The sequence below is a fragment of the Sorangium sp. So ce145 genome, assembly GCF_051525985.1.
Lineage (GTDB): Bacteria > Myxococcota_A > Polyangia > Polyangiales > Polyangiaceae > Sorangium > Sorangium cellulosum_B.
The window spans coordinates 3,708,169-3,733,789 of sequence record NZ_CP150315.1 but is presented as its reverse complement, the minus strand read 5'-3'; the positions used below and the strand labels follow the sequence as shown (position 1 = coordinate 3,733,789).

At 72.1% G+C, this 25,621-nt stretch carries 14 protein-coding genes; 2 read left to right on the top strand and 12 right to left on the bottom strand.

Annotated elements, in window-relative coordinates:
* The first annotated feature begins 187 nt into the window (after positions 1 to 187).
* Entirely contained in the window at positions 188 to 4,519 is a 4,332-nt protein-coding gene (locus tag WMF34_RS14240; protein WP_437993613.1) for a protein kinase domain-containing protein, read from the top strand.
* A gap of 452 nt (positions 4,520 to 4,971) precedes the next feature.
* On the opposite strand, the gene WMF34_RS14235 is transcribed toward WMF34_RS14240, so the two are convergent.
* The 6 genes from WMF34_RS14235 to WMF34_RS14210 all read right to left on the bottom strand — a co-directional run bounded on the left by WMF34_RS14235 (position 4,972) and on the right by WMF34_RS14210 (position 14,765).
* Positions 4,972 to 6,504 carry a polysaccharide deacetylase family protein gene (locus tag WMF34_RS14235; RefSeq protein WP_437993612.1) on the bottom strand — a complete coding sequence of 511 codons (1,533 nt, stop codon included), beginning with the start codon at positions 6,502 to 6,504 and terminating at the stop codon, positions 4,972 to 4,974.
* A gap of 785 nt (positions 6,505 to 7,289) precedes the next feature.
* Positions 7,290 to 8,669, bottom strand: coding sequence for an MFS transporter (locus tag WMF34_RS14230; protein ID WP_012235360.1), 1,380 nt, complete (start codon positions 8,667 to 8,669; stop codon positions 7,290 to 7,292).
* Positions 8,670 to 8,990: 321 nt separating this feature from the next.
* Entirely contained in the window at positions 8,991 to 11,999 is a 3,009-nt protein-coding gene (locus WMF34_RS14225; RefSeq protein WP_012235359.1) for an ATP-binding protein, read from the bottom strand.
* Positions 11,996 to 12,277 carry a hypothetical protein gene (locus WMF34_RS14220; RefSeq protein ID WP_012235358.1) on the bottom strand — a complete coding sequence of 94 codons (282 nt, stop codon included), beginning with the start codon at positions 12,275 to 12,277 and terminating at the stop codon, positions 11,996 to 11,998. The genes WMF34_RS14225 and WMF34_RS14220 overlap by 4 nt, the downstream gene beginning before the upstream one ends.
* Before the next feature lie 76 nt (positions 12,278 to 12,353).
* The gene (locus WMF34_RS14215) at positions 12,354 to 13,325 is read right to left on the bottom strand and encodes a macrolide 2'-phosphotransferase (protein WP_012235357.1); all 972 of its coding nucleotides are present in this window, start codon (positions 13,323 to 13,325) and stop codon (positions 12,354 to 12,356) included.
* A 279-nt stretch (positions 13,326 to 13,604) separates the two neighbouring features.
* Complete coding sequence (locus WMF34_RS14210; protein ID WP_437993611.1) at positions 13,605 to 14,765, bottom strand: DTW domain-containing protein; 1,161 nt, start codon at positions 14,763 to 14,765, stop codon at positions 13,605 to 13,607.
* A 628-nt stretch (positions 14,766 to 15,393) separates the two neighbouring features.
* Between WMF34_RS14210 and WMF34_RS14205 the strand changes: the two genes are divergently transcribed.
* Complete coding sequence (locus WMF34_RS14205) at positions 15,394 to 17,553, top strand: hypothetical protein (protein WP_437993610.1); 2,160 nt, start codon at positions 15,394 to 15,396, stop codon at positions 17,551 to 17,553.
* Positions 17,554 to 17,570: 17 nt separating this feature from the next.
* Here the strand turns inward: WMF34_RS14205 and WMF34_RS14200 are convergent, their stop codons facing one another.
* The 6 genes from WMF34_RS14200 to meaB form a co-directional block, all read right to left on the bottom strand.
* Positions 17,571 to 18,572 carry a S41 family peptidase gene (locus tag WMF34_RS14200; protein ID WP_012235354.1) on the bottom strand — a complete coding sequence of 334 codons (1,002 nt, stop codon included), beginning with the start codon at positions 18,570 to 18,572 and terminating at the stop codon, positions 17,571 to 17,573.
* A 30-nt stretch (positions 18,573 to 18,602) separates the two neighbouring features.
* The gene (locus tag WMF34_RS14195) at positions 18,603 to 19,145 is read right to left on the bottom strand and encodes a DUF3540 domain-containing protein (protein ID WP_012235353.1); all 543 of its coding nucleotides are present in this window, start codon (positions 19,143 to 19,145) and stop codon (positions 18,603 to 18,605) included.
* Between the two features lie 25 nt (positions 19,146 to 19,170).
* Positions 19,171 to 20,910, bottom strand: a complete 1,740-nt coding sequence (locus WMF34_RS14190) for a pentapeptide repeat-containing protein (RefSeq protein ID WP_012235352.1) — start codon at positions 20,908 to 20,910, stop codon at positions 19,171 to 19,173.
* The gene (locus WMF34_RS14185; RefSeq protein WP_437993609.1) at positions 20,907 to 23,309 is read right to left on the bottom strand and encodes a DUF2169 family type VI secretion system accessory protein; all 2,403 of its coding nucleotides are present in this window, start codon (positions 23,307 to 23,309) and stop codon (positions 20,907 to 20,909) included. The genes WMF34_RS14190 and WMF34_RS14185 overlap by 4 nt, the downstream gene beginning before the upstream one ends.
* 44 nt (positions 23,310 to 23,353) lie before the next feature.
* The gene (locus tag WMF34_RS14180) at positions 23,354 to 24,535 is read right to left on the bottom strand and encodes a hypothetical protein (RefSeq protein WP_437993608.1); all 1,182 of its coding nucleotides are present in this window, start codon (positions 24,533 to 24,535) and stop codon (positions 23,354 to 23,356) included.
* A 93-nt stretch (positions 24,536 to 24,628) separates the two neighbouring features.
* On the bottom strand, positions 24,629 to 25,621 hold the full coding sequence (gene meaB, locus WMF34_RS14175) for a methylmalonyl Co-A mutase-associated GTPase MeaB (RefSeq protein ID WP_437993607.1): 993 nt from the start codon (positions 25,619 to 25,621) through the stop codon (positions 24,629 to 24,631).

Sequence of the window (25,621 nt, the reverse complement as noted above, 5' to 3'; positions counted from 1 at the left end):
GCCGCCCTCGTCATGTCGCCGGCCGATGGCCGGCCATCGGCCGGCCCTGCGGCAGCGCTTCGCTCGATCCGAACCCCGCTCTCGTCGCATCGGTCCGCGCGGCGGCCAACCCGACACGACGGCACCGTCCCCTCGGACAAAAACGCCCTCTTCTCACGGGATCCGGCAGCCGGTACCCTCCGCTGCGATGACGTTGACGGACCCCTTCGGCTGGGTGGGCGCGACGCTCGACGGCCAGTTCGCCGTCGAGGCGGCGGTCGGCGAGGGCGGGTTCGGCGTCGTCTATCGCGGCGTGCACCTCGGGCTCGACGTCCCTGTCGCCATCAAGTGCCTCCAGATGCAGCGCGGCATGCCGCCCTCCGGGCAGGACGGCTTCCTCGCGATGCTCCGGGCCGAAGGGAAGCTCCTCCACCAGCTCTCGCGGCAGACAGCCAACATCGTCCAGGCGCTCGATATCGGCGCCTCCACCTCTCCGCGCGGCGTCTGGACACCCTACCTGGTGATGGAGTGGCTCGAGGGAGAGACGCTCGCCGCGGCGCTCTCGACGCGCCACGCTCGGGAGTTCCGGCCCATGGATCTCGACGAGGCGATAACGCTCCTCTCTCCGGCTGCCGAGGCGCTCGCCATCGCCCACGAGAACCGCGTGTCGCATCGGGACCTCAAGCCCGCCAATCTGTTCCGTGTACGTTTTCGCGGCGGCACCGGGCTCAAGGTCCTTGACTTCGGCATCGCCAAGGTGTTCGAGGAGACAACACCCTTCGCTGCCGCCTGCGCCGGGACGAGCGGTAGCCAGCGCGTGTTCACCCCCGTCTACGCGGCCCCGGAGCAGTTTGTCCGGGAGTACGGCGCCACCGGGCCATGGACCGACGTCTTCGCCATGGCGCTCATCCTCATCGAGGTCGCGTCGGGCCGGCGCGTGCTTCGAGGCGAATCCATCCCGGAGCTCTTCGCCTCCGCGATCGACGCGTGGCGGCGTCCGGACTTGCTCTCCGGCATCGCCGCGCAGCACCAGGGCGTGGCGTTCGTCCTCCGCCGCGCGCTCACCGCCGAGCCAGGCGCCCGCTTTCTCAACATGAAGGAGTTCTGGTCGAGCCTGGTGAAGGCACGCTCCACCCCCGCGGAGGTGTCGCTCGCCGCGACGGGGCGCGCGCCCGATCAGAGCGACCGCCCGGCAGGGACAGCGCCCATGTCCCAGGGCAGGCGCGGCTCCAGCCCCCCGTACGCGGCGCAGAGCTCGCTCCCTCCGCCCTCCGCGCCGGCGAGCTCCTCTCTCCCGCCGTCGGGCGAGAACCGCGTTTGCACCGTCCTGTGCGTCGACCTCTCCAGCCTCGCCGCGCGCTCATCGCACCTCGACGACGAGGAGATCGCCGAGCTCACCGATCGCAGCCGCGATCTGGTCGTGAAGGAGATCGAGCGCACGGGGGGCGTGATCACGCGCTCCGCCGACGAGCGCGTGATCGCCGTCTTCGGCGTCCCGCGAGCGACCGACAACGACGCGGAGCGCGCCGTCGTCGCCGCGCTCCGCGTGGCCGCCGTGCGCGTGAGCCCCACGCCTCGGCGCGCCGTGCCCCCCACCTCCCTCGCCGCATCGTTCGGGATCGCCACGGGGCGGGTCTTCACGCGGACGAGCGGTGATCCGCAGCGCCCGGAGCTCCTCGTGACCGGAGAGGTCGTGCGGGTCGCCGCCGCGCTGCAGGCGGCCGCGCCTGCCGGGGCCATCGCCGTCGCGCGTGACACGTACCGGCAGATCGCGGGCCGGTTCAACGTGGTGCCGCTCTCCCCCATCGACGTCCCTGGCCGGCGTGAGCCGCTCTCCTGCTACCGCGTCACGGGCGCGCTGCACGGCCACGTCTCGTTCGCCCGAACCGATTTCCTCGGCCTCACGACGCGGCTCGTGGGGCGCGGCGCCGAGACCCAGCGCATGCTCGACGCGCTCGAGACCATGCTCTCCGAGGGCCGGGCCGAGCTCCTGTCGCTCGTCGGACCACCCGGCGCCGGGCGGAGCCGGCTGCTCGCCGAGCTCTTCGCGCACCTCGCAGCCAAGCCCAACAAGGTCCTCGTGCTGACCGCGCAGTGCTCGCCGCTCACCACCGACGTCACCTACAGCCTCGCCGCCGCGCTCCTCCGCCAGCGCTTCCGGATCCACCCGCGAGACAGCCAGCGCGGGATCCGCCGGAAGCTGCGCTTCGGCCTGCGCTGGCTCCACACGCACCACGCCGCCGCGGCGCCGCCCCCGGACGACGATCGCTCGATCGGCTACGCGACCGGCGAGGAGCTCGATGTCGCGGACATCGACGCCGCACTGCTCCAGGTCGAGGCGCTCCTCGGCGGGACTGCCGGGACAGTCGCCACCTGCGACTCGCTCGAGCCCGAAGAGGCCGGGGTGCTCGTGAAGCAGCGGATCGTCGCCGCCTTGACGCGCCTCGCCCGCCTCGCCGCTCGGCAGCTCCCGATCGTGGTGCTCTGCGACGACCTCCAGTGGGCCGACGACGCCAGCCTCGACCTGCTGGAGAGCCTCGTCGAGGGCATGGCGGACCTGCCGCTGCTGCTCGTGTGCAGCGCGCGGGCCGAGCTGATCGAGCGCCGCCCCGGCTTCGGCGTCGACGCCGCGGCGCACCACCGCCAGGAGGTCGCGCCGCTCGCGCGCCGCCACATCGAGGACATGATCAAGGACCGCCTCCGCCGCGTCCCGGGTCTGTCCGCCGACGTCGTGCGGGCGCTCGCCGACCGCGCCGAGGGGAGCCCGCTCGTCGTCGAGGAGCTGCTCCACCTGCTCGTCGACGCGGGCGCGATCGAGGCGCGAGGGCGCGAGGCGTGGGTGCTCCACGAGGAGCGGCTCGGGGCGCTGCGGCTGCCCACGACGATCCAGGGGATCGTGCAGACACGGCTGGACCGGCTCGAGCCCAGGGTCCGCGAGGTGCTCATGCACGCAGCCGTCGTCGGGCGGACGTTCTGGCAAGGGGCCGTCGAGCGCCTGCAGCAGGCGAGCACGACGTTCGACACCGGCGTCCCGGTGGAAGCAGCGCTCGGACAGCTCCGGCAGCGGCGGCTCATCCGCGCACGCGAGCCGTCCACGCTGCAGGGCGAGCGCGAGATGGCCTTCGCCGACGCAGCGACCCACGAGGTCGCGTACGAGATGCTGAGCGTGAAGCTCCGCCGCGCGCTGCACCTCGAGGTGGCCTCCTGGCTCGATCGGCAAGGGGAGACAGGGATCGCCGTGGCGCTCCTGGCCGCGCAGTATGACCGGGCGGGCGACGCGGCGCGCGCGGCCTCGGCGTACGCGCGGGCGGCGGTGCGGGCCATGTCCTTCGGCGAAAACGCGGAGGCGATCCGCCACCTGGAGCGCGCGCGCACCCTGCAAGACCACGACGAGGAGGCTGGCGGCGGCGACGACGCCCAGGAGCGGCGGAGCGCCGCCGCCCGGGAGCGCCTTCGCGTGCGCTTCGACCTCGGCGATGCGCTCCGCCGGGTCGGCCGGCTCGACGACGCCGAGCGCGTGTACGAGGAAGCGCGAGCGCTGATCCGCCGCGGGGAGCGCCGCGGGAGCGCGAGGGAAGATCGGCCCGAAGCGCTCAGCTGGGACGCGCGCATCGACGCGCGGCTCGCGCTGATAGCCAAGGTGCGCGGCGCGCTGCCGGAGGCCCGGGCGCTCGCCGAGCGGGCGATCGCCCGGGCCACGGAGGCGGGGGAACTCCGCGAGACGCTGGCGATGTACGCTCTGCTCACGTTCCTGCATCGCCGCGAGGGGCGGCGCGAAGCGAGCTGGCAGGCCGCTCGGACCGGGCTCCGGATCTGCCGGACCCTGCGCCGGAACGACGAGCGCTGGCGGGAGGACGTCGCAGCGACCCTGCTCGGCGTGGCGCTCGCGCTGGCGGCGCGTGGTCGGACGGTCAGCGCGGAGCGGACCTACCACCAGGTCACCCGCGTGGTCTCGGACGCCTCCCACCCTCACCTCGTCAGCCTGGCCCTGAACGGTGTCGCGGTGATGCGCCTCCGCGTGGGTGATCTCCCGGGGGCGCGCCAGACGTTCCTGCGCGCGATCCGGCTCAAGGAGCGCTCGGGCGATCTGCATCAGATCGCGATCGGGTACAGCAACCTGGCCGAGACCGAGCTCGCCATGAAGGAGCTCACCGCGGCGCGAGATCACGCTCGGCGGGCGGTGCGGATCGGGGAGCAGAGCCGCGCCGGCTCGGACCTGGCGGACATGTACCGGAACCTGGCCGAGGCGGAGCTCGGAACGGGAGATCTCGGCGCGGCGCTCGCGGCGGGCCAGAAGGCGCTCGCGATCGCAGAGACGCGCGGGCAGGTCTACCTCGGCGACGTCGCGGTGACGCTGGCGCGGACGATCGCGCAGGCGGCACCCTCTGCAGACGAGGCGCTGCGCGCGGCCGCTCTGGATGCGACCGCAGCGCTCGACGCATCGCTCGGAGCGCACTTTCGCGACGGAGAGCTGCACCAGAGGGCCGAGGCGTGCCGCGCGCTGCTCGACCGCGCTTGGGGCCCGCGTCAGAAGCGGTGAGCAGCGAAGATCGCGAGGGAAGCGCCGCGCCGGCGAGCCTCAGGGCACGGCCATCCCGAACGCCACCGCGTAGTTCGGCTGCGCGGTCCCCGTCATCGAGCCGACGAAGGGTAGTCCGGAGACGCGGCGATGCAGGCAGCCAGGCAGCAAGCGATCGAGACCGAGCCGAAGCCCAGCAAACTAGCAAAGCGCACGAATTTTCTCCTGAAATCGGCCAAACGAGCAGCGAGCAAACTCTGTAAGATGCCACATTGGAACCGCAGAGGAGACAGCGCTCCTTTGCGGATGCTGGTGGGAAGTCCCCTACCCTACCGGAACAAGGAAACCGCCAAGGCGCCATAAGACGCCAAGATGATTGTGGTTTTCTTGGCGTCTTGTGGCGTCTTGGCGGTTGAAAAACCCACCGCGCGCGGCGCGGCGGAAGGGGGCCGGCGGGGCGCGGGCCCGCTACGTCACGGCGACAGCGTCACGGACTTCGCGTCGAGCGCGACTTCGTAGTAGCCGTGCGGGTCCCAGCTCAGCGGAACGCCGTTCTGCTTGAGCGTGCCGCCGGTGACCGTCACGCGCAGGTACTTGCCCGGCGGGAAGTTGGAGGGGAGCTGCCACGTGTAGGTCGTCGCGCCGCCGGACGTCGAGGTGGTGGCGGAGGAGACCGCCTTCTGGCCGCGCCAGTAAGCGCCGACGTTGACCACGCTGTCGAGCCACATGTCGCCGAGCGCCTTCGAGTGCTTGACGTGATCGACGAAGGCCTGGAGCCCTATGGGCTGATAAGCACCATCGGAGCCGCCGGTGAAGCCGTGCACCAGGACGGTGCGCCACTTCTTGGCATCCCGCGCGCTCGTGACCTGCTGGTCCAGCACCGTCGTGGAGGCGCCGGTCGGCGGGATATAGCAGGGCAGCGTGAACGGATCGGTCGAGTCGTTCGGGCCGATGAGGTTGTTGGCCACACCCCGGTTGATGAGGAAGCGGGTCCTGGCGATGTTCGAGTACACGGACGAGCCGTTCGGAGCCGCCATCGTCCACACCTTGGTGCCGAACCTGCTCTCGATGAACTGCGTCGCGGCGTCCGTATCGGTGCCGCTGTCATTGCTCGAGTGGCTCTTCGTGTGGTTGCCGAGCTCGTGCCCGTCGCTCAGCGCCCTTTGCCACACCGAGTTGGTCGACTCGCTCTTGCCCGTCTGGAGGTAGAAGGTGAACGGAACGTCGAGCGCGTTCAGCGTGTCGTAGTTCTGGATCTGGCTCGAGTTCGAGTCGTCGAACGTGTACGACACGGCGCCCGTGAAGCCGGCCCAGTTGATGACCCTGAACCCGCCGGCCGCGCCGGACGGCTTCGCCACATTGCTGGGTCCGGGCGGCGTCGGAAGGCCGGAATTGACCACCGGGCCTCCACCGCTGCCGCCCGCGCCTCCGCCGCCGGAGCCTCCGCTGCCGCCCGCGCCGCCTCCGCCAGAGCTGGCCGAGGAGCTGCTCGAGGCGCTGCTGGAGCTGCTCGAGGCGCTGCTGGAGCTGCTCGAAGCGCTGCTGGAGCTCGCCGACGTCGAGCCGCCGTTCCCGTTGCCGTTGACCGACGTGATCGAGGGCTTCCCCGTGCCGTTCGCGCAGAACCCCCAGGTCGTCGACGCTGCTGCTCCCGCCGACGCTGCTCCCAGCGAGCCGTTGTAGCTCTCGTTGGTGGCGTTCAGCTGCCCGTTCGACGGCGTGGCCCGCGCGTTCCACAAGCTGACCGGCGTCGCGCCGTTGAGCGCGATCGAAAGGCCCCAGGACGTGCTCGGCTTGGAGCTCATGTTCTTCACGGTCACGTTCGCGCAGTACCCCGTCGACCACTGCGACTGGTACGACAGCTCCGCCGACATCGTCCCGTCCGAGCTGAGCAGCTCGCCCTCCAGCGACAGGATCTCTTCGTCGTCCGGAGACGCGGCGATGCAGGCGGCCAGGCAGCAAGCGATCGAGACCGAGCCGAAGCTCAGCAAGCTAGCAAAGCGCATAAATTTTCTCCTAGGAGCGGCCGAAAGGCCGCAAGCAAGTTCCGTAAGATGCCACGCCGACGCGCCGCGCGCAAAGCAGATGACACGGCGCGCTCAACCCATCTTTGGTTCGTGCCCCCCGATTTCCGATTTCCAATCTCGATGCCGACCAGCGACCCCTCGATCACACCACGTACCGAGTCAATAACAATTGCTCTCCCAAGCCCGCGACGAATCAAATACCATGCTGTAGTTCAATGTAACGAAGCCGCACAGGGCACATCGGCGAGCCCACAGCCATCAGTGACAACGAAACTATTCATCGACGCGATTTGCCAACATCGCGTCTCCCACGGCCGCCCGGGTTCCTTGAGGAGAAACTATTTGAACCACAGGTGCACAGAGCACACGGATGCTCCTCTGTGCACTCGCTGCCTCTGTGGTTCGTGCACGAGATCAGGGCCGCGCATCGAGCGATGCGGTAAGAGAGCGCCCCTCAGCCGAATCGGGCCTGGGCGACCCGCTGCCAGGTCTGCGTGAACGATCGAAGTTGAACAGGGAGGCGGGGAGACGGGGAGGTTGGTGGGACCTCACTCCCCGTCTTCCCGCCTCCCTGTGAGTTCTTCCGGAAATTCGAGGAGATGCCTCAGCTCTACGGGCTCATCCGCGCCGTTCGGCTCGCTGCGGCGTACCTTCGTATGCCTCGCTTCATTGCCTGACGGCTGAGCCCGTATCTCGCGAATCTGCGAGGAGCAGGAGGCGGCGGACGGCGCGCGAGCAGCGCTCCGTCCGCCGGGAGATCGCCGTCAAGCCGGGCGATCGAGCTCGTCCCAGAGGCGCACGTCGCTGCGCTCTTTCAGGAAGATCCCGCCGACGACGACGGTGATGAGCGCCACCGCGATCGGATAGAGGAGCCCCGCGTAGATGTTGCCCGTCGCGACCGTCACCGACGAGGCGATAAGCGGCAAGAGCCCGCCGAACACGCCGTTGCCGACGTGGTACGGGATCGAGAGCGACGTGTAACGCACCTTCGCGGGGAAGGCCTCGACGAGGTAGGCCGCGATCGGGCCGTAGACCATCGTGACGAACAGCACGAGCACGAACACGAGCGCGGTGAGCACGACCGGGTTGTCCGCGTTCTGCTTCATCGCCCAGAACACGGGGAAGAAGCCGATCGCGCCGCACAGGTTGCCCGCGAGCATGATCTTCTTCCGGCCGATGCGATCCGAGAGCGCGCCGAAGAACACGAAGAACGGCATGCCGAGGGCGAGCGCGGTGGCGATCACGATGGTGGCCGTGATGAACGGGACCTTGAGCGTGTTCTGCAGGAAGTAGAGGGCATAGAACTGCCCCGTGTACCAGACCACGCCCTGGCCGGCCGTGGCGCCGAAGAGGGCGATCAGGATGACCTTCCAGTTGCGCTTGTTGCCGAGGCTGTCCTTGATGGGAGCGGTCGACGTCTTCCCCGCGGCCTTGAGCTTGCTGAAGATCGGCGACTCCTTGAGGCGGGCACGCACGTAGAAGGACACGCCGACGAGGAGGACCGACAGGAGGAACGGGATGCGCCAGCCCCAGTCCTTGAAGGCCTCCTCGCCCACGAGGAGGCGGGTGCCGAGGATGACCGCCAGCGAGACGAACAGACCGAGCGTCGCCGTGATCTGGATGAACGAGGTGTAGAAGCCGCGCTTCTCGTCGGGTGAGTGCTCGGCGACGTACACCGCCGCGCCGCCGTACTCGCCGCCGAGCGCGAGGCCCTGAACGAGGCGGATCAGGACGAGCGCGATCGGGGCGAGGAGCCCGATCTTCTCGTACGTCGGCAAGAAGCCGATGAGCGCCGTCGCGCCGCCCATGAGCAGCAGCGTCACGAGGAACGCGTACTTCCGACCCACGATATCGCCGATGCGCCCGAACACGAGCGCGCCGAACGGGCGGACGACGAAGCCCGTGGCGAACGTGCCGAGCGTCAAGAGGAAGCTCGCCGTCGGGTTGTCCTTCGGGAAGAAGTGGGTCGAGATGATCGCGGCGAGACTCCCGAAGATATAGAAGTCGTACCACTCGATCATCGTGCCGCCAGCGGACGCGAAGATGACCTTCCAGAGCGTGGAGCTGCTGACAACCTCACGCTCGGCCGCGGGGGCCTGGCTCGTGGGCGTCACGGCGAAGGTTTGGGGAGACGTCTGTGCCATGAGAACGGTTCCTCGGAGGAGTTCCAGCGCTCGTCGAGAGGGCCGGACACGGGCTTGGAGGCGCGCCGAGCGGAAAGAGGCAGCCAGGGTGTTCTTCATGGCTCCTCCGCCCCCGCACGCGAGGGAGGAGGAGGGGCCGGGCAGCGCACGGGTCGATGCCCTGTCACCCCCGGCTCGCAGAATGCTGCTCTCTTTGATCTCAATACCACGCAAGCAGACTTGAGAATACCTGTTCGTCCACGGGGCAAGCACGTGGGCGGGCTCGTTCGGCCACGTCTCGTTACGATCGGTAACACCCGACGTCCCGCCGCGCCGACCGCTTCACCCCGCGCCCGCGAGCGGCAGCCGGACCACGACCGTCGTCCCCCGCCCCACCGCGCTGCGCAGCGTGAGGGTCCCGCCGTGGTCCTCGACGATCGAGCGCGAGAGCGGCAAGCCGAGCCCCGTGCCGCTCGGGTCGCGCTTCGTCGTCACGAACGGCTCCAGGACCGCGGCGAGCAGCTCCTCGGGGATGCCGCAGCCGTGGTCCTCGACCTCGACGACGATCTGGCCCGCCTCGATCCACCCTCGGACGGCGATGAGCGCGCCGGCCTCGGACGCGTCGCGGGCGTTCGCGAGCAGGTTGACGAAGACCTGGACGAGCTCGCGCCGGTCGCCGATGACGACGAGCGAGTCGGGGCAGGCCTGATCCACCCGGACGTGGGGCGCCGCGCGGTCGAGCCGGATGAGCCGCACGGCCTCGGCGACCACCTCGGCGAGCGCCACGCGCCCGACCCGCGCGCGCGCGCCCTCGCCGGGCTTCGGCACGGCGCCGGTGCGGCTGTGGTCGAGCAGGGAGCGCAGGATGGCCTCGATGCGCGCCGCCTCGCCGAGGATGAGGCCCGCCCGCGCGCGGATCTCGTCGCTGTCGGACTCGGCGCGGAGGTTCTGCGCGAGGCAGGCGATGCCGGTGAGCGGGTTGCCGACCTCGTGGGCCACGCCGGCGGCGAGGCGGCCGAGCTGGGCGAGGCGGTCGCGGTGGGCGAGCTGCGCCTCGAGCGCGCGCTGCTCGGTGCGGTCCTCCACGAGGAGGACCACGCCCCCCGAGGCGGCGCGCGCGTCGAGCGGGTCGAGCGCGGCGCGGTGGACGCGCAGCGAGCGCGCGCGGCCGGCCACGTGCGCCTCGATCTCGTCCGCGCCGGGCTCGCCCGCCGAGGCGGCGCGGGCGGCGCGTGCGAACAGCTCCGCGAACGGGGCCGGCAGCCGGTCGAGCGGCGCCCCGACGAGGTCGCGCTCCTCGGCGCCGACGAGCGCCTCGAGGCGCCGGTTCACGAGGCTGATCGCGCCGTCGGAGCCCACGGCGCAGACGCCGAGGGGGAGCTGCGCGAGCACCGAGCGGAGCCAGCGGCGCAGGAGGTCGAGCTCCTTCGCGGCGCCGACGAACGTCGTCGTGGCCTCCCCGCGCGCGAGGCGCCGCTCCAGCCACCGGAGCTCCTCGGTGAGCGCGCCGCTCGCCGCTCTGCCGCCGAACGCCCCGGGGGCGGCCTGCGCGTCCGCCTCCGCGACCGTCCTCGCGAGCACCGGGCCGACGAGCGGCGACAGGTTGCGGTGCAGGCGCTCCTGGAGCGCGTGGAGCTCCGTGGGCCGCGTCTCGTCGCGCGGGATGTCGAGCTCGATCCGGGCGCGCGTGACCTCGAGCGCGGCCGCCTCGCGGCCGAGCAGCCGCGCGAGCCGCTCCTCCAGCGCGCCCACGCTCGAGGCCACGGTCGCGCGCTCGACCGACGGGCCGATCTCGCGGCGCGTGCACAGGCGCGCCGCCTCGCGCTCCTCCTCGGCCGGGGGGCGCAGGAGCGAGACGAGCCCGAGCGTGGCGCCGTTGACGGCGAGCGACACGAACGTGGGCAGCGACCAGGTGTCCGTGACCGTCACGTACACGGCGGGGTCGGCCCGGCCCGCGCCCTCGCGCAGGAGATCGAGCCACCCCGGGTCGAGCCCGGACAGCTCGGGCAGGAAGGGCGCGAGGCAGGTGGCGGTCCACATGCCGATGCCGGCGAGGAGCCCGGCGAGGAACCCGGCGCGCGTCGCGCGCTCCCAGAAGAGCGCGGCGAGCAGCCCCGGCAGGAACTGCGCGAAGGCGACGAACGACACGATGCCGCTCTCGACGAGCAGCCCGCGGTGCGGCTGCGCGCGGTGGAAGAGCCACCCGCCGGCGAGGATGACGACCAGGAGCCCGCGGCGGAGCCACAGCACGCGCGCGTAGACGTTGCGGCGCAGCGTCCTCCGGGCGAGCGGCAGGAGCAGGTGCGTGGCGCTGGCGCTCGCGAGGGCGACGGCCGTGACCATGACCATGGCGCTCGCCGCGGAGATGCCGCCGATGAACGCGGCGAGCGCGAGCCAGCCCTGGCCGAGCAGCTGCGGCACGAGCAGCACGTAGCTGTCGGCGGGCTCGGCCGGCGCGAGGCGGGTCCCGGCCCAAAGGACGGGCAGGACGGGCAGGTTGAGCGCGAGCAGGAAGAGCGGGAAGGCCCAGGCCGCCTTGGCGAGCGCGCGGTCGCCGGCGCCGCCCGCGAACGCCATGTGCCACTGCCTCGGCAGCAGGAAGGCGGCGGCGAAGCTGATGACGAGCATCGACGTCCAGCCGCTGTCCTCGCGCACGGGGCGGCCGAGCGCCTCGACCTCGGCGGCGTGATCGCCGAGCCAGTCCGCGAGCCCGCCCGCCCCGCCGAAGACCCCGAGCACGGCGACGAGGCCCACGATCGCGAGCACGGCGAGCTTCGCCGCCGACTCGAACGCGACCGCCGCCGCGAGGCCGTCCTCCCGCCCCTGCTCGGCGGCCGGGCGGGCGCCGAAGAACGCCGTGAAGAGCGTGAGCAGCGCCCAGAAGACGGCGCCGACGGCCTCCTCGTGCCCGGGCCCGGAGAGCACGCGGACCGACTGCTCGGTCGCGCGGAACTGCTGCGCGACGTAGGGCACGCTGGCGACGACGGAGAAGGCGGCGACGACCGCCCCTGCCGCGGGGCTCTGGAAGCGGAAGGCGAAGAGGTCGGCGAGCGAGGAGAGGCGCTGCTCGCGCGTGATGCGCAGGACGCGCGACCAGAGGAGCGGGGTGGCGATGCACGCGAGCGTCGGGCCGAGGTAGACCGCGAGGAAGACGAGGCCGTGGCGCTGCGCGAAGCCGACGCCGCCGTAGTAGGTCCACGACGAGGCGTAGACGCCGAGCGAGAGGGCGAGGACGAGCGGGTGACGCGCGAGCGCGCGGGGGATCCGCTCGCGCTGCGCGGCGAGCGCGATCGCGGCGAGCACGGCGAGCCAGGCCACCGTGGCGAAGAGGAGGACGCCGACGTCGATCACGGCGGGCCTCGATCACCGGCGCCGGGCGCCGGGTCGCCGCGCTCGCGCTCGCGCTCGCCGCGGGCGACATCGCCGCTCGGCAGGTCGCCGCGGTCGCCGCGCGCCGCGAGCACGGCGAGCGCGATCAGCGCGGCCCAGACCGCGAAGACCACGGCCACCGCGAGCAGGCCTCGGGCCCAGAGCAGCCGCGCCGGCGACACGAGCAGCACCGTGCCCAGCAGCATGAGCACGAGCGCGCGATCCGCCGCGCCGGCATCCGCGCCGTGTCCTCCGGTCATGCGGAGAGGCTACTCAGGGCCGCCGCGGCTGAACATGCGTTATTTCAATGGATGATGGGGTGCGACGAGCCTGCGCTCACCCGCTCTCGGCCGCGATCCCCGCGAGCAGGTTGCGCGCGTGGGCGATCACGCCCTCGTCGCCGGACTCGACTCCCCACTTCGCCGCGATCGCGGGGAACGCCGCCCAGCGCTCGCCGGCGTGGGCGGCGAGGCCCGGCCACGTCGCGCCGCCGGCCGCCTCGAAGCGCGCGATGCACGCGTCGAGCGCGGCCTTGCCGAAGGCGCCGACGAAGAGCGCGAAGTCGACGGAGGGATCGCCGATGTGGGCCTCGGTCCAGTCCAGGATCCCCGTGAGCCGGCCGCCCTCGTCGAGGAGCATGTGGCCGGGGTGCAGATCGCCGTGCACGAGGGCGAGGTGGCGCGGCCAGATCGCGTCGTCCTCGAGCCAGCGCTGCCACCGGGCCCACAGCGCCTCCGGCGGCGCCAGCGCGGCGCGCGTCTCGTCCATGGCCCGCGCGTGGAGCTGGCGCGCGTCGTCGATGGACTTCACGGGGACGCCCGCCGAACGGGCCGCCGCCGCGTCCACGCGCTGGAGCGCCGCGAGCGCCTCGGCCACCGACGCGATGAACACCTCGGACGGCGCCGCCGGATCGACGCGGCTCCAGCGCGGGCCCGCCTCGGGATCGAAGGAGACGGCGGGCACGTCGCCGAGGCGCGGATAGGCGATCACGTGGTCGGTGTGCACGCGCCAGTCCGGCACGGCCACCGGCAAGCGCGGCCCTACCAGGGCCAGCACGCGGGCCTCGACGCGGGCCGACGCGACGACCGCGAGGCGGCGCGGCGTGCGCACGACCCACGGAACGCCGTCCTCGTCGTGGGCGTGCACGACGAGGAAGTCGAGCCCGCTCCGGTCGAAGTCGGCGTGGGAGGTGACGAGACGGAGCCCCTCGCGGCGCGCCGCATCGAGGAGCGCGCCGGCGGACTCGATCGGCGCGAAGGAGGAAGAAGCGGTGGGAGAACCGGTGGAGGTGTCTTGGCGTTCGGTCATGATCGCGAGCCTCTGGGCGCGCCGCCGGCAGGGCGGCGCGCGTGAAGGGGGGAAGACTCGCGGCGCGAGCTCACGACCGATGCGCGTGGCGTGCTCCATCCAGGCTCCCGGGCGTGAGTCGACGCGCCCCGGTCTTCCACGTTTCGAGCGAACTCGGAGGAAGACAGGGCACGGACAGGCACCCGCGCGCTCGCCGCGTGCCCCGGCGACGCCGGGGCCAGGGGGAGGGCGAGGATGCCGGACTCAGCGGAACCGGATGGAATGCACGGACGGAGAATCTCATGCGGCGCCCCGCGCGGCAACGTCGTCTTCGCCCGCGAGGTCGAGGAGGCGCGCGAGGACGACCTCGAGCCACCCCGCCATGCGCCCGACGCGCCCGCTGCCGCGCGCCACGGGCTCCCCGGCCAGGAGCGCCTGCGCCCCGTTGGAGATGCCGCCGGGCCGCCGCCCGAGGTGCCGCGCGCAGAGGTCGCGCAGGTCGAGGCTCGGCGGGCGCCCGAAGCCCTCCTGTGCGAGCAGGTCACCCGTGAAGGAGCCCCAGGTGCCCAGCACGCCGCCGTCGCCGACGAAGGCGCGGAAGCGGCTCAGGGCCGCGCCGGCGTCCTCGCCGCCCCGCAGGTGGGCCTCGGGCACCTCGAGCTGGTGCGCGACGCTCGGGCCCAGCGGGCGCCGCGGGCGCAGGAACGCCTCGAAGCGCTCGCCCGACGCGCGGCAGGCCACGAGGTGCACGAGCTCGGACGTCGGCTCGGCCGCGCCGGCGCCCGCTGGCCACCCGGAGCTGGCCCCGCCGTCGACGAGCACCACCCTCGCCGGCTCGGCGAGGTAGGGGCGCAGCGGCGCGAGCGGCGAGGCCGCCTGCGCGCGCCGCCGTCGCGGGGCCTTGCTCCGCGCCTGGTGCTCGATCTGCCGGTCGACCATGAACGTGAAGGCCCGCAGCATCTCGTCGAAGCGCGCGGGCTCGCCCTCCAGCGCGCCGAGCGCGCTGGCCACCGCCTCGACCGTGGCGAGGCACTCGGGCCGGGGCTCCTTGCGGATGCGGTAGTTGCCCGGCGCGCGGGGCGTCACGCCGATGCGCCGCGCCGAGGCCAGGCGCGGGTTCAGCGCGAGCATCTTCCTCGCCTGCCACCACGTGCCGTCGACCACGATGAGCGAGCGCACCGGCGCCCCGCCCGCTGCGGGCGCGTCGCCCCCGGGGAAGAGCACGGCCGTGGTCGGATCGCTCGCGAGGGCGGCGATCCGGGCGTCGTCCTCGAAGACCACCCCCTCGTGCAGCTCGGAGTTGGGCAGCGCCAGGTGGGTCATGAGCGCCGTGCCGATGCCCACCCGGCGCTCGCGCGGGTGCTGGAGGAGCACGACCCGCGTCCTCGTCGGCAAGGAGGGCAGGAGCGCGCAATAGCAGACCGGATGGGGGCGCCGGCAGCGCCAGCAGACGTCGCGCATGGGAGGCACCCTAGTACGACAGCCGCACCTAGGACACCGACCGCGTTGATCGAGCGAGAAATGAGCCGCCAAGGCGCCAAGGACGCCAAGAACAAAACACAATCTTGGCGTCCTTGGCGCGCTTGGCGGTTCAAATTCCTGCTCTTTTCTAGGGTTTCAACCCGTTTGTCGCTCTACACATAGGTCAGGTGGGACCCAGGATCCGCCCATGGATCCGGGAGCAAGCGAGCTGCCAGCCGCGCTCGGGTGGGGCGCGCTGGCAATGCCTTGATGGGTTCGCCAAGACCGTGAAGGGCTGGACGGCTCTGAGCGCCGAGACGGTGTGTCCCGCGTGCGAGTGCGGCGAGCCGCAGTGCACGCTCCCCTCCCAGCTCATCGCGCACTCCCCTCCCAGGCTGGTTCACGTTGAGATTGAATCGTCTTCGAGCGGGTGCCCGGGCGGGAGGGTGGCGCTGCATTTCGGTCTGCAACCGTTCGAAATCATCGGTCCCGGCAGGGCGACGTGCGGCATCGCCGGCGGGAGCCGGATGCGGCGAGGAGGGCGAGGACGCGGCCTATCAGGACCGGCTGCGCTGCGCGACTTCTGCTGCGCGTGACACAACCGCCCGTCGTGGCGTAGCGTCGGCGCATGGGCCAGATTTGGGTCGAAGCGCCGGACGACCGCGTGCTGATCTTGACGGACGAGGTGGCCCCAACGCACGGAGGGCGACACGTCACGATCACGGTCACCCAGGGAGGTGCACACGTCGCAACGTTGCGCGGGGTGCGCTCCGAGCAGGATGGAATGCCGACCATCTACCTCCCAGGGGGGCAGCTCGGGGCGATAGATCAGATCCTCCGGGGGCCTCTCGACAATCTGGTAATGCAGGTGAGCTCGGGCGAGGGGCATACGCCGTCCGCCGCCGCGGACCCGTTCCGGGTGGTCGAGGTGGTCTTCCGGAGCGACGACCTCGACGAGCCCTTCGTCGAGGTCGGGGACGAGAGCGCGATCGACGGCGATTCGGACTTACCGAGCGATCCGCTCGACGCGCTCTCCAAGACGGAAGTCGGCCCCTCGGGGAGCGGCTTGCCCGTCGACCTGGGGTTCATCAACGAGCTGAACCCGTTGATGCTCCCGACCAGCGACGACCCCCCTTTCCTCGAGACGTGGGGCGTCGGCGCTCGTGTGACGACGACCACGACGACGACCACGACGACGACGACCACCACCACCACGATCACCCTCACGGACCAGGCATCGGACGCTCCGGCGGACGACGCACCGCCTGGTGAAACCAGCACCGAACAGGTAGAAACGATCCTGGTCGTCGATCTCGGGGGCGAGGCCCTGCCCGAGCAGGACGACATGAAGATCGGCGTCGAGATTGAGGGGATCGGCAACCTGATCATCACCTGGAGCCCCGACAGCGCGCGGCCCAAAGTCGGCAGCATGACCCCCGCGGAGTTCAAGGCGTTCATCGCGACGCTCAAGCGGATGAAGCTCATTCGGTCGAAGGACCTGACCGCGACGAGAGGGGTTTATCTGAGCCCGGAGGAGGTGAGCAGCCGCTCCTCCGCCGGGAGGGATCACCCCGCGGAGCTGGTCTCGTCGCCGCACCCGCTGAACGCCGAGGATCTCCTGGCCCTCTGGAAGTCCGTGAGGACGGCGCTCTTCAGCGCGTCCCCGCCACCGGGTTTCTGGAACCGGACGACCAAGTTCGGCGACGCGACCCTGAGCACCCGATGGGGAAAGAACCGGAGTTTCACCCAGGTGGCCGGCAGCCTCCAGACGACGATCGGCGTCAGCGTGGCGAAGCTGCTCGGGGACGACCCGGCGGCGAGGGACGCGGTCGTCGATCTGCTGATCGCGCCGGGACGGGAGCGGGAGTACACGAAGGCGCTGCTGAGCGCCGCGGTGAGGGGGCAGCAGTTCCTGTCCCAGAACCATGCGGCGATGGCCAGCGGCGGCGATCCCGCGAAGGTGCAGGGCCTCCGCCTCGCGCTGTTCATGTCCCTCATCGATCAGGCCGTGTCGTCGCGGGCCATCCCCGTCGCCAACTGGGAGAAGGAGGCGCTCGGCGCTCATTTCAAAGGGTATTCGTCGTTCGCGGCGTGCGGCCTGGGGCAGGGCGACCTCTGGGCCGGCGCCCCGGCAACGCTCCGGACCGATTTGATCGAGGCGATGACGCGCGGAGGGCCAGGCTGGCTGAGTGAGGCGCTCGCGAGCCTGCGCCTCGCCGACATCGGGAGGCCGGGCCTGTCGATGCAGGTCAAACACGAGAACGCGCCCGCGATACCGTGCTTCTTCAACAGCAAGGGCGAGCTGTGCACCGTCGTGGAGAGCCGCCAGAAAGAAGCGCCGTTGAACCAGCGCATGGCGGCGCTGCTGAACACGAAAGAAGAGGGGGCCAGCAAGACCGCGGTGCGCGGGTTCCTGGCGGACGTCGGAAGAATCGTCGGCGCTGCGACGCAGGCCACGACGTCGTCGAGCCGGACCACGACGACCTCCTCGAGCCGGACCACGACGACCTCCTCGAGCCGGACCACGACGACCTCCTCGAGCCGGACCACGACGGGTGGGGCGGCGCGAACGTCGTCGACCCCCTCGACGACCGGCCGCACCCCGCCGGCAGGCCGCGGCGCGACCACGGCGTCCCGCGGGTCGTCCCACGTGCCTTCGAGCAGCGGCGGGCGCGCCGTCAGCATTCCCGGAGGTGGATCGAGCGGCGTCTCCGCCCCGCAGGGGCGAGGGCGTGGGACCTCCCGGAGCTCGTCCCCCCGAGGCGGTCCGGGTCGGTCGAAGAAGTAGCGACGCGCCCTGGGTCGCTACGCCCCCGTCTCACCCTCCGGCGCCACCGCGACGTCAGGGACGAGCCCGCTCGCGCCGATCCCTCGCCCGTTCGGCAATACAACGCCCGCGAGCTCGGCCCGGAGCCCGTCTTGCCCCGCGATGAGCGTTTGCCCGGAGCCTTTGCCATAGGTCGCCTCCCCGACGAGCAGCGCGCGCCCGTGCGCCTGGAGGCACCCCGCGAACAGCTCGCTCGCGGACGCCGTACCGCGATCCACGAGCACGACGAGCGAATGCCGGTGCGGCGCGCCGGGACGCGCGCGGCGGACGACCTCGTCGCCGTCCTCGTCACGAAGGGTGCAGAGCGGCGTCCCGGGCTCGAGGAAATCCCCCGCGAGCTCCAGCGCCGCGCCCGCGTCGCCCCCCGGGTTGCCCCGGAGATCGAGGAGGAGCGCCGCCGCCCCTCGCCCGGTGAGATCACGCACAAGGGTATGGACGCGCGCCGGGACGTCGCGCGTGAAGAGGCGGATATCGAGATAGCCAGTCCGCTCGTCCAGCAGTTGGCCGCTCACCGGCCCCTCGCCGCGCGCGGCCGGCGCGAGCGCCCGCGCGAGGCGCGCGGCCTCCTCCACGGGAGAGCCCCTTCCGGCGCCGCCCGGCGCGCGCATGGCGAAGACGTTGGTGGCGCTGGGGACGGCGATCAGCCCCGCCGGGGCGTTGAAGTTGTTCCCCGCGGTGAGCGACGAGAGCGTGGCCGCGGGCAGGAAGTTGAAGAACACGTTGACGAACGACGTCGTGACCACCGCCGCGCCCTTGATCGTCGGGTGCATGACCCCGGGCTCGTCGCCGGTCGTCACCGGGATGACGGAGCTCACGGTCAGCGTCGGCATCATCGCCGTGAGCACGTTCGCCGCGAACACCGAGGCCATGGCGTTGAAGCCCAGGTTCACGTAGGGGATGGGCGCGCCGACCGGCGGGGTGGCGCAGACGTCGGGCGCGGCGATGAACACGCCGGCGCCGCGGTTCGCGATGGGGAGCATGGCGGCTTGACCCAGGTATACCCGCCTGGCTCAACCCAGGTGGACCTCTCTGCCGTTGATCGTCACGGTCTCCTCCGTGACGATCGACGCGCGCTTCGCCTGCGTCACCGTCCCCTCGTCCACGACGGTGTGCGCCTGCCCGGCCCGCACGCTGAGCAGCTCGCTCACGCGCTGGTACAACGAGGTGAACTTCTGGACGGCGGCGCCCGCGATCACCTGGAGCTTGCCGGCGTGGATGGCCAGCTCCGGCGCGTGGAGCTCCACCCCGCGATCCCCGACGATGCGGACCGCCCCGCCCTCGGCGCGCACCTCGAGGTCCCCCTGGACGCGGAGCGCCGTCTTCCCGCTGCCGCGGAGCACCCCGATCGCGTAATGCTCGCCGTCCTTGCCGATCACCAGCAGCACGTCGCCGGCCGCGGGCTCGTAGGGGGCGGCGAGCGCGAGCGCCGCGCGCGCGGGCTCGCCGCCCCGGAGCTCGACGACGACCTCGTCGCCCTGGACCTCGACCACCTCCGCCGGACCCAGGAAATCTGCGGCCGCGGGCTCGATCCGGCGCTTCGCAACGGGGTTCATTCAGGCTCCTCCTTCGCAACGGGGTTCATTCAGGCTCCTCGTTCGGCGGCGACCACGCCTCCGCCTCCAGCCGATCGAGATCGGTGCGGCGGGCGCCCCGGAGGCGCGCGCCCTTCCAGCTCGCCTCGGCGTCCCGGAGGCCGTGCAGGTTCGCGCCATCGAGGTCCGCGCCCTGGAAATCCGCGCCCGAGACGTCGGCGTGGGAGAGATCGGCCCCCGCGAGCCGCGCCTCGCGGAAGGACGCGCGGGCCGCGCGGGCGCGGCGCATCACCACGTCCCCGAGATCGGCGCCCGAGAGATCCGCGTGATCGAGGTCGGCCCGGGTGAACGTGGCCCGCCGGAGCCGCGCGTCCCGCGCCCGCGCGCCGGCCAGCGCGGCGTCGCCGAAGAACGCCTCCTTCGCGGTCGCGCCCGAGAGATCCGCGCGCGCGAGATCGGCCTCCATCAGGGTCGCGCGGGTCAGGACGGAGCTCCGGAGATCCGCGCCCCGCAGGTCGGCGCGGGTGAAGTTGCTCCCGGTGAAATCGGCCTCGCGCAGATCCATCCCGGCGAGCTTCGCCTCGATGAAGCAACATTGCGTCATGGTCATGCCCGCGAGGCGCACGCCCTGGAGATCGGTCCCGGTGAGATCGACCCGATCGAAGATCGCCTTGTCGAGGATCACGCCGTCGAGCGCGGCGCCGCGCAGCAGCGTCTGGAGGAGGAGCGCGCGGGTGAGATCCGCGCCGCGGAGGTTCGCGCCGTCGAGGATGGCCCGCTCGAGCCGGGCGCCCTGGAGGTCGGCGCCTTCGAGGTCGGCGTCCACGAGGAGGGTCATCTCGAGATCGGCCCCGGCGAGGCGCTGGCCGCGCAAGATGGCCCCCTGGAGGAGCGCGCGCCGGAGGTTCGCGCCCGTGAGCTCGGCGCCGGTGAGATCACACCCGGCGAGCATCGCCTGCTCCAGGTTGGCGCCGCGCAGGTTCGCGTTCCGCAGGTTGGTCCCGCGGAGCGAGGAGCCGGCGAGGTTCGCTCCGGCGAGCTCCACCCCGGCGAGGTCGTGCCCGTCGAGCTCGGAGGCCGCGAGGTCCGCGCCCGAGAGATCCGGGCGATCGAGCCGGGCCTCGTCGAGCACGGACCGCGTCATGCTCTTCGGGAGGATCGCGCCCCGGAGATCGGCCCGGACCAGGACGACCTTCTCGAGCGTCGCGCCCCCGAGATCCGCGCCGCCGAGCCGCGCGTCGTAGAACGTCGAGCCGGTGATCCGGGCGTCGCGGAGCAGGGCGCGGGTGAGATCGGCCTTGTTGAGCGACGCGCCCTGGAGCACGGCGCCCGCGAGCTCCGCGCCCGGGAGCTTCGCGAAATCGAGGCGGATCCTGTCGAGCTTCGCGCCGGTGAGGCGCGCGCCGGTCAGATCGGCGCCGAGGAGCAGCGTGGCGGTGAGATCGGCGCCCGCGAGATCGGCGCCCGCGAGGTTCGCCCGGAGGAGCTTCGCGCCGGAGAGGTTCGCGCCCCGGAGGCGGGCGCCGCGCAGGTCGGAGCCGGTGAACGTCGCGCCGCGCAGATCGCACCGATCGAGGCTCGCGCCGCGGAGCGGGCAGCGGAACCATTGCGTGTCCTGCAGATCGCTGCCCGCGAGGTCCGCCTCGTCGAGGTGGATGTCCTTGAGCTTCGCGCCGCGGAGCCGCGCGCCCCCGAGCTGCTTCCCGCGGAGATCGAAGCGGGTGATCGTCTTGCCCGCGAACGGCTCGCCCGCGCGCAGCCGCCGCGCGAGGTCTTCCGGCGTCACACGTCCTCCAGCGTGGAGCGCTTGAGGTTGGCGCCCTCGAAATCGCAGCCTGCCCCGGCGGCCTGCAGGAACTTCGATTCGTAGAGGTTCGCTCCCCGGAACGTCGCGCCGGTGAGCACCGCCTTGCCGAAATCGGCGCCGAAGAGGTCGCTCCTCGAGAGATCCGCGCCCTCGAGCGAGGCGCGCCGGAAGCGGGCCTCCGCGAGGCTCGCGCCGGAGAAGCGCGCCCGCGGCGCGCTCGCCCCGGTGAAATGGGCGCCGGGCAGGGCGGCGCCGCGCACGTCCGCGTCCGCGAGCGAGGCGCCGAGCCACACGGTGAGCTCACCGCGCGCGCGAACGAGGCGCGCGCCGCGCAGGTCCGCCCCGGCCAGGCTCGACCGCGTGAGCTCCGCGCCCGACAGGTCGACGCCCTCCGCGCTCGCCTTCGAGAGCTGGCACCGGAGGAGGCGCGCGCCGCGCAGGCTCGCGCGGCGGAGCACGGCGCCCTCCAGGATGCACCGCTCGAAATGGGCCGTGTCGGCCTCGGCGCCGGAGAGATCGACGCCCGGCCAGACGCACCGCTCCCCCTTCGCGCCGGAGAGGACGGCGCGCTCCAGACAGGCGCCGTCGAAGATCGATTGATGGAGCGTCGCCCCCGCGAAGATCGCGCCCTTCGCGTGTGCGCCGCTCGCATTCGCGCCGGTGAGATCCGCGCCCGTGAGGTCCGCGCCCGTGAGGTCCGCCTGCGCGAGGGTCGCGTGCGCGAGGCGCGCCCCGGCGAGGCGGGCGCCCGCGAGGTTCGCCCTCGTGAGGAGGGCCCCCGTGAGGTTCGCGCCGGTGAGATCGGCGCCGCGCAGATCCTTCCCGGAGAGATCTTGCCCCGAGAGATCCCGGCCGGGCCCCGGCTCCTCCGGCGCCGCCGGCTCGCCGCCGAGGGCGAGCGCGGCGAAGCGGGGATCGGCGAGGATCTCGTCGATCACGTCGAGCCCCGGGAGCGCGGTCGCCCCCTTCGCCTTCTCCTTTTCGCGCAGCGCGACGAGCTTGCCGAGCCGGGACCTCAGCGCGCCGAGGATCCGCGCGTCGCGCAGCGGCGCTTCGGGCGACGGCGGAGCGATCGGAGGGCGGGGAGCCTGGAGCGCGGCCTCGATCGCGCCCACCGCGTCGACGCCGCGCCTCGCCGCGGCGGCGTCGATGCGCGCGACGGCCTCGGCCACCCACCGCTGCTGCTCCGCCGCGAAACCGCCCAGCCTCTCGCGCAGGAGCTCGGAGAGCGGATCGGCGGCCTCGGGCTCGGGCGCGCCCTCGCCGTCGCCCTCGCCGTCCAGGAAGGGCAGCCGCGCCTCTTCACGGAGCCCGTCGGGCAGGCTGCCCGCGACGGGATCGCGCTCGAACGCGTCGACGATCGACCGGTAATGCGCCTCGGGGAGCGGCGGCTCGCCGAGCGGCTCCGAGGCGAGGAGCACCGTGCGGACGTCGTCGAGGTCGTCCTCCGCGACCGGATCGACGCCGCGCCAGGTGAGCACGAGGCGCCCGGCGTCGAGATCGGCGAAGAGGGTATCGAGGCTCATCTTCACCTCGCGGAAGCGCGACGACGTGTCGTTGACGAAGGCGCGGATTCGCAGGCACGGCAGCCGGGCTCCGAACACCGGCGCCTCCGGGTGGAGGTTCTGAAACACGAGCTCTTCGTCGCCGCGCAGGTAGGGGACCTGCTGGTCCGGCGGCGCCGCATTGAAATGGGCCCAGTCGAAATCTTCAGAATGGTAAGGGAACCGCGCCGCGCGGTACGACCGGCCGTAGGCGGTCCCGAGCTTCCCGCTGCGCTGCGGCCATGCGGGCGCGATCGGCCCGAACCCCGCGGGCGCCGGCCGATCGCCGCGGGAGCGCACCGGCTCGCCGGGCGCCTCGACGTTGGGGAGCTCCTCGGTCCCGAGCCCCGCGCCCACCGGGTTCGGCGCATGGCCGGGGCCGCCGAAGGCGTGCGCATAATCGATCGGCATCTGCGAAAAAGGCACCGGGGCGGACGGGAACGCGCCGAGCAGATCGTCCACCCACACGCGCCGGCCGACGATACGCAGGTGTTTGGACCAGCTTCCGACCGCGAAGCGCACCGGGCACTCGGGGACGGGCTTCCCGCCGGGAGGGTGGCAGGTCGCGCGCAGGAGCAGGTCCGCCTTCGGCTTGAAATCAGCGAAATCGCCTGGATACAGGCACTCGCCGGCGCGCTCCTCGTCCTCTGCGCGGTAGACCTCCGCGGAGAGCGCGCCCTGTGCGAGCGCCGGCACCCCTTCGACGAGCTGAAGGGGCCTGCCCGGCGCGAGCGTGAACGTCCCCCGCACGATCAGCGTCAGCTCCGGCCGCGGGGGGCGCCGCGAGGTGACCTTGAACCCGAAAGGGAGCGGGGTGAGGTTCTTGATCTTCATGTGTCGGCGGGGCGGACGGGCGGCGTGGCGCTCGTCTCGGGCGCTCAGAAGAAGCTGTGGGTCGCGGCCACGGCGGCGTTGGTCACGAGCGTCTCCACCTTGCTCACGCACTGCTTCACCGCCTTCGGGGTGATGTCGAACTCCGCCTCCGCGTTGAATTTGACCGCCGCACCGAGGCTGACCTCCAGCTTGCCCGCGACGCACACGTCGAGCATCAGCGCGAGGGTGATATCCATCACGGTGCCGATCGTGATCGAGTCCTCCCCGCCGATCGTGAGCTCGCCTGTCTGACCGGTGACGATCTCGACCTCCGAGCCGACGATGGTGGAGACGGTGTCGCCGACGGTCGTGTCGAGGATGACGGGGCACACCGTCGTGCTCGTCATCATGCCGGCCGTGGTGGTGTCCGTGATCGTCCCCGCGGTCGTGCTGCTCGTGATGGCGCCGCTGCACGTCGTCGTGTCGCTCATCGTCGCCGCCGTCGTCTTCGACGTGATGCGGTCGGCCCACGTCTCGTCCGAGATCGACGGCACCGGCCGCGCCGCCGACCCCGTGTACGACGCGATCTCCTCGGCCCAGGTGCGGTCGAGGATCCTCGGGTTCTCCTTGAGATTCGCCGGGCTCTCGGAGCCGGTCGTGCTCTCCTTCAGCCTGCCGTAATAGGTGTCCCTCGTGTCGCCGTGGAACGTGGTGATGACGTCGCCCTTGACGCTCTCCTCGATCACCCTCCAGGTGCCGTCGTAGCTCTGGACCCAGCGGATCTCGCTGCTCCCCTCGAAGGTGATGCCCGCCTCCGACACGTGGCCGCCCGACACGTCCCACCCGGAGTCGTGCTCCTGCCGGCCGAGGACGAGCATTCGATAGTTGCCCTGGATGACCTCGACCTTGTCGCCGCGGGTGGTGGTGATGCGGTTACCGTCGGAGTGGTCGCGCCAGCCGCCCTTGGTGTGGAGCCTGGCCGTCTCGGCCTTGCGGTCCACGACGGGGATGAAATCGGGGCAGCCGTCGCGCGCGCGCTCGTCGTCGATAAAGGTGGTCACCCGCGCCGCGAGGTCCTCCCCCGAGGCCCTTGGCGCCGAGGGGGAGGCGGCGATGCTCGGGTCCTTGACCGCGCCGAGCCGCAGGTACGTGCTCATCTGCTCGGACTCGTTCGCGGCGTCGCTCCAATTCGGCACTTCGAGGAGGAGGTATTTGCCCGACGCGCTCCGACCTTCGGCCTGGCTCATGGGCGGCGGAGCTTAACCGGACGCCCCGGTGGGGTCCAGGCAGACGGGCGGCGGCGAGGTCCATGTTCTGCGGCTCGGAGCGCCCGCGCCACGTCAGCGCTTTCCGGCCGGATTCCAGGCCTCCAGCAGCTGCCGCGCGGCGCGCAGCGGGCTGAGCGCGCCGGTCTCCACGAGGGCCTCCACCTCGGGCATCCGGTCGCGCACGGAGGCGCTCTGCAGGAACGCCTCCCGCAAATGCCCCTCGATGAGCTCGAACAGCCAGCGGCGCGCCTGCCCCGCGCGGCGGCGCAGGAGCCAGCCGCCGGCCTGCATGTGCGCGCGGTGGCGCAGCACGATCTCCCACGCTTCGCGGACACCGCGGCCCTCCTGGGCCGAGCAGACGGAAACCACGGGCGCCCAGCCGTGAGGCGCCGGCGGGAACAGGTGCAAGGCGCTCTCGTAATCGCGGCGCGCTCGCGCCGCCCTGTCGACGTTCCCGCCGTCGGCCTTGTTGATGATCACGAGATCGACGAGCTCCATGATGCCCCGCTTCACGCCTTGCAGCTCGTCGCCGGCGCCAGGCAGCATGAGGAGCAGAAAGCAATCCGTCATGTCGGCCACGGCGACCTCGGATTGCCCGACGCCGACCGTCTCGACAAGGATGTTGCGGTATCCGGCCGCCTCGCAGAGCAGGATGGCCTGGCGCGTGGCCCGCGCCACGCCGCCGAGCGAGCCGCCCGACGGCGAGGGGCGGATGAAGGCCCGCGGGTCGCTCGCCAGCCGCGGCATCCGCGTCTTGTCGCCGAGGATGCTCCCGCCATGGACAGGGCTGCTCGGGTCGACCGCGAGCACGGCCACCGTCTCCTCGCGATCGCGCACGAGGTGAACGCCGAGGGCGTCGACGAACGTGCTCTTGCCGACCCCGGGCACGCCGGTGATGCCGAGGCGCGTGGCGCCGCCGGCGTGCGGCAGGCAGCGCTCCAGGACCTCCTCGGCGAGCTCCTTGTGGCGGGGGAGCGAGCTCTCGGCCAGCGTGATCGCGCGCGCGAGCGCCGCCCGGTCGCCCGCGAGGAGGCCGTCGACGAGCTGCCTCGGGCTCGGCTTCAA

Excerpts from the sequence above, each read along its gene's own strand:
- WMF34_RS14210 (WP_437993611.1), bottom strand. The coding sequence starts at position 14,765 with ATGCGCGACGTCTGCTGGCGCTGCCGGCGCCCCCATCCGGTCTGCTAT.
- WMF34_RS14215 (WP_012235357.1), bottom strand. The coding sequence starts at position 13,325 with ATGACCGAACGCCAAGACACCTCCACCGGTTCTCCCACCGCTTCTTCC.
- WMF34_RS14200 (WP_012235354.1), bottom strand. The coding sequence starts at position 18,572 with ATGCTCCCCATCGCGAACCGCGGCGCCGGCGTGTTCATCGCCGCGCCC.
- WMF34_RS14220 (WP_012235358.1), bottom strand. The coding sequence starts at position 12,277 with ATGACCGGAGGACACGGCGCGGATGCCGGCGCGGCGGATCGCGCGCTC.
- WMF34_RS14240 (WP_437993613.1), top strand. The coding sequence starts at position 188 with ATGACGTTGACGGACCCCTTCGGCTGGGTGGGCGCGACGCTCGACGGC.
- WMF34_RS14180 (WP_437993608.1), bottom strand. The coding sequence starts at position 24,535 with ATGAGCCAGGCCGAAGGTCGGAGCGCGTCGGGCAAATACCTCCTCCTC.
- WMF34_RS14235 (WP_437993612.1), bottom strand. The coding sequence starts at position 6,504 with ATGCGCTTTGCTAGCTTGCTGAGCTTCGGCTCGGTCTCGATCGCTTGC.
- WMF34_RS14195 (WP_012235353.1), bottom strand. The coding sequence starts at position 19,145 with ATGAACCCCGTTGCGAAGCGCCGGATCGAGCCCGCGGCCGCAGATTTC.
- WMF34_RS14205 (WP_437993610.1), top strand. The coding sequence starts at position 15,394 with ATGGGCCAGATTTGGGTCGAAGCGCCGGACGACCGCGTGCTGATCTTG.
- WMF34_RS14230 (WP_012235360.1), bottom strand. The coding sequence starts at position 8,669 with ATGGCACAGACGTCTCCCCAAACCTTCGCCGTGACGCCCACGAGCCAG.
- WMF34_RS14185 (WP_437993609.1), bottom strand. The coding sequence starts at position 23,309 with ATGAAGATCAAGAACCTCACCCCGCTCCCTTTCGGGTTCAAGGTCACC.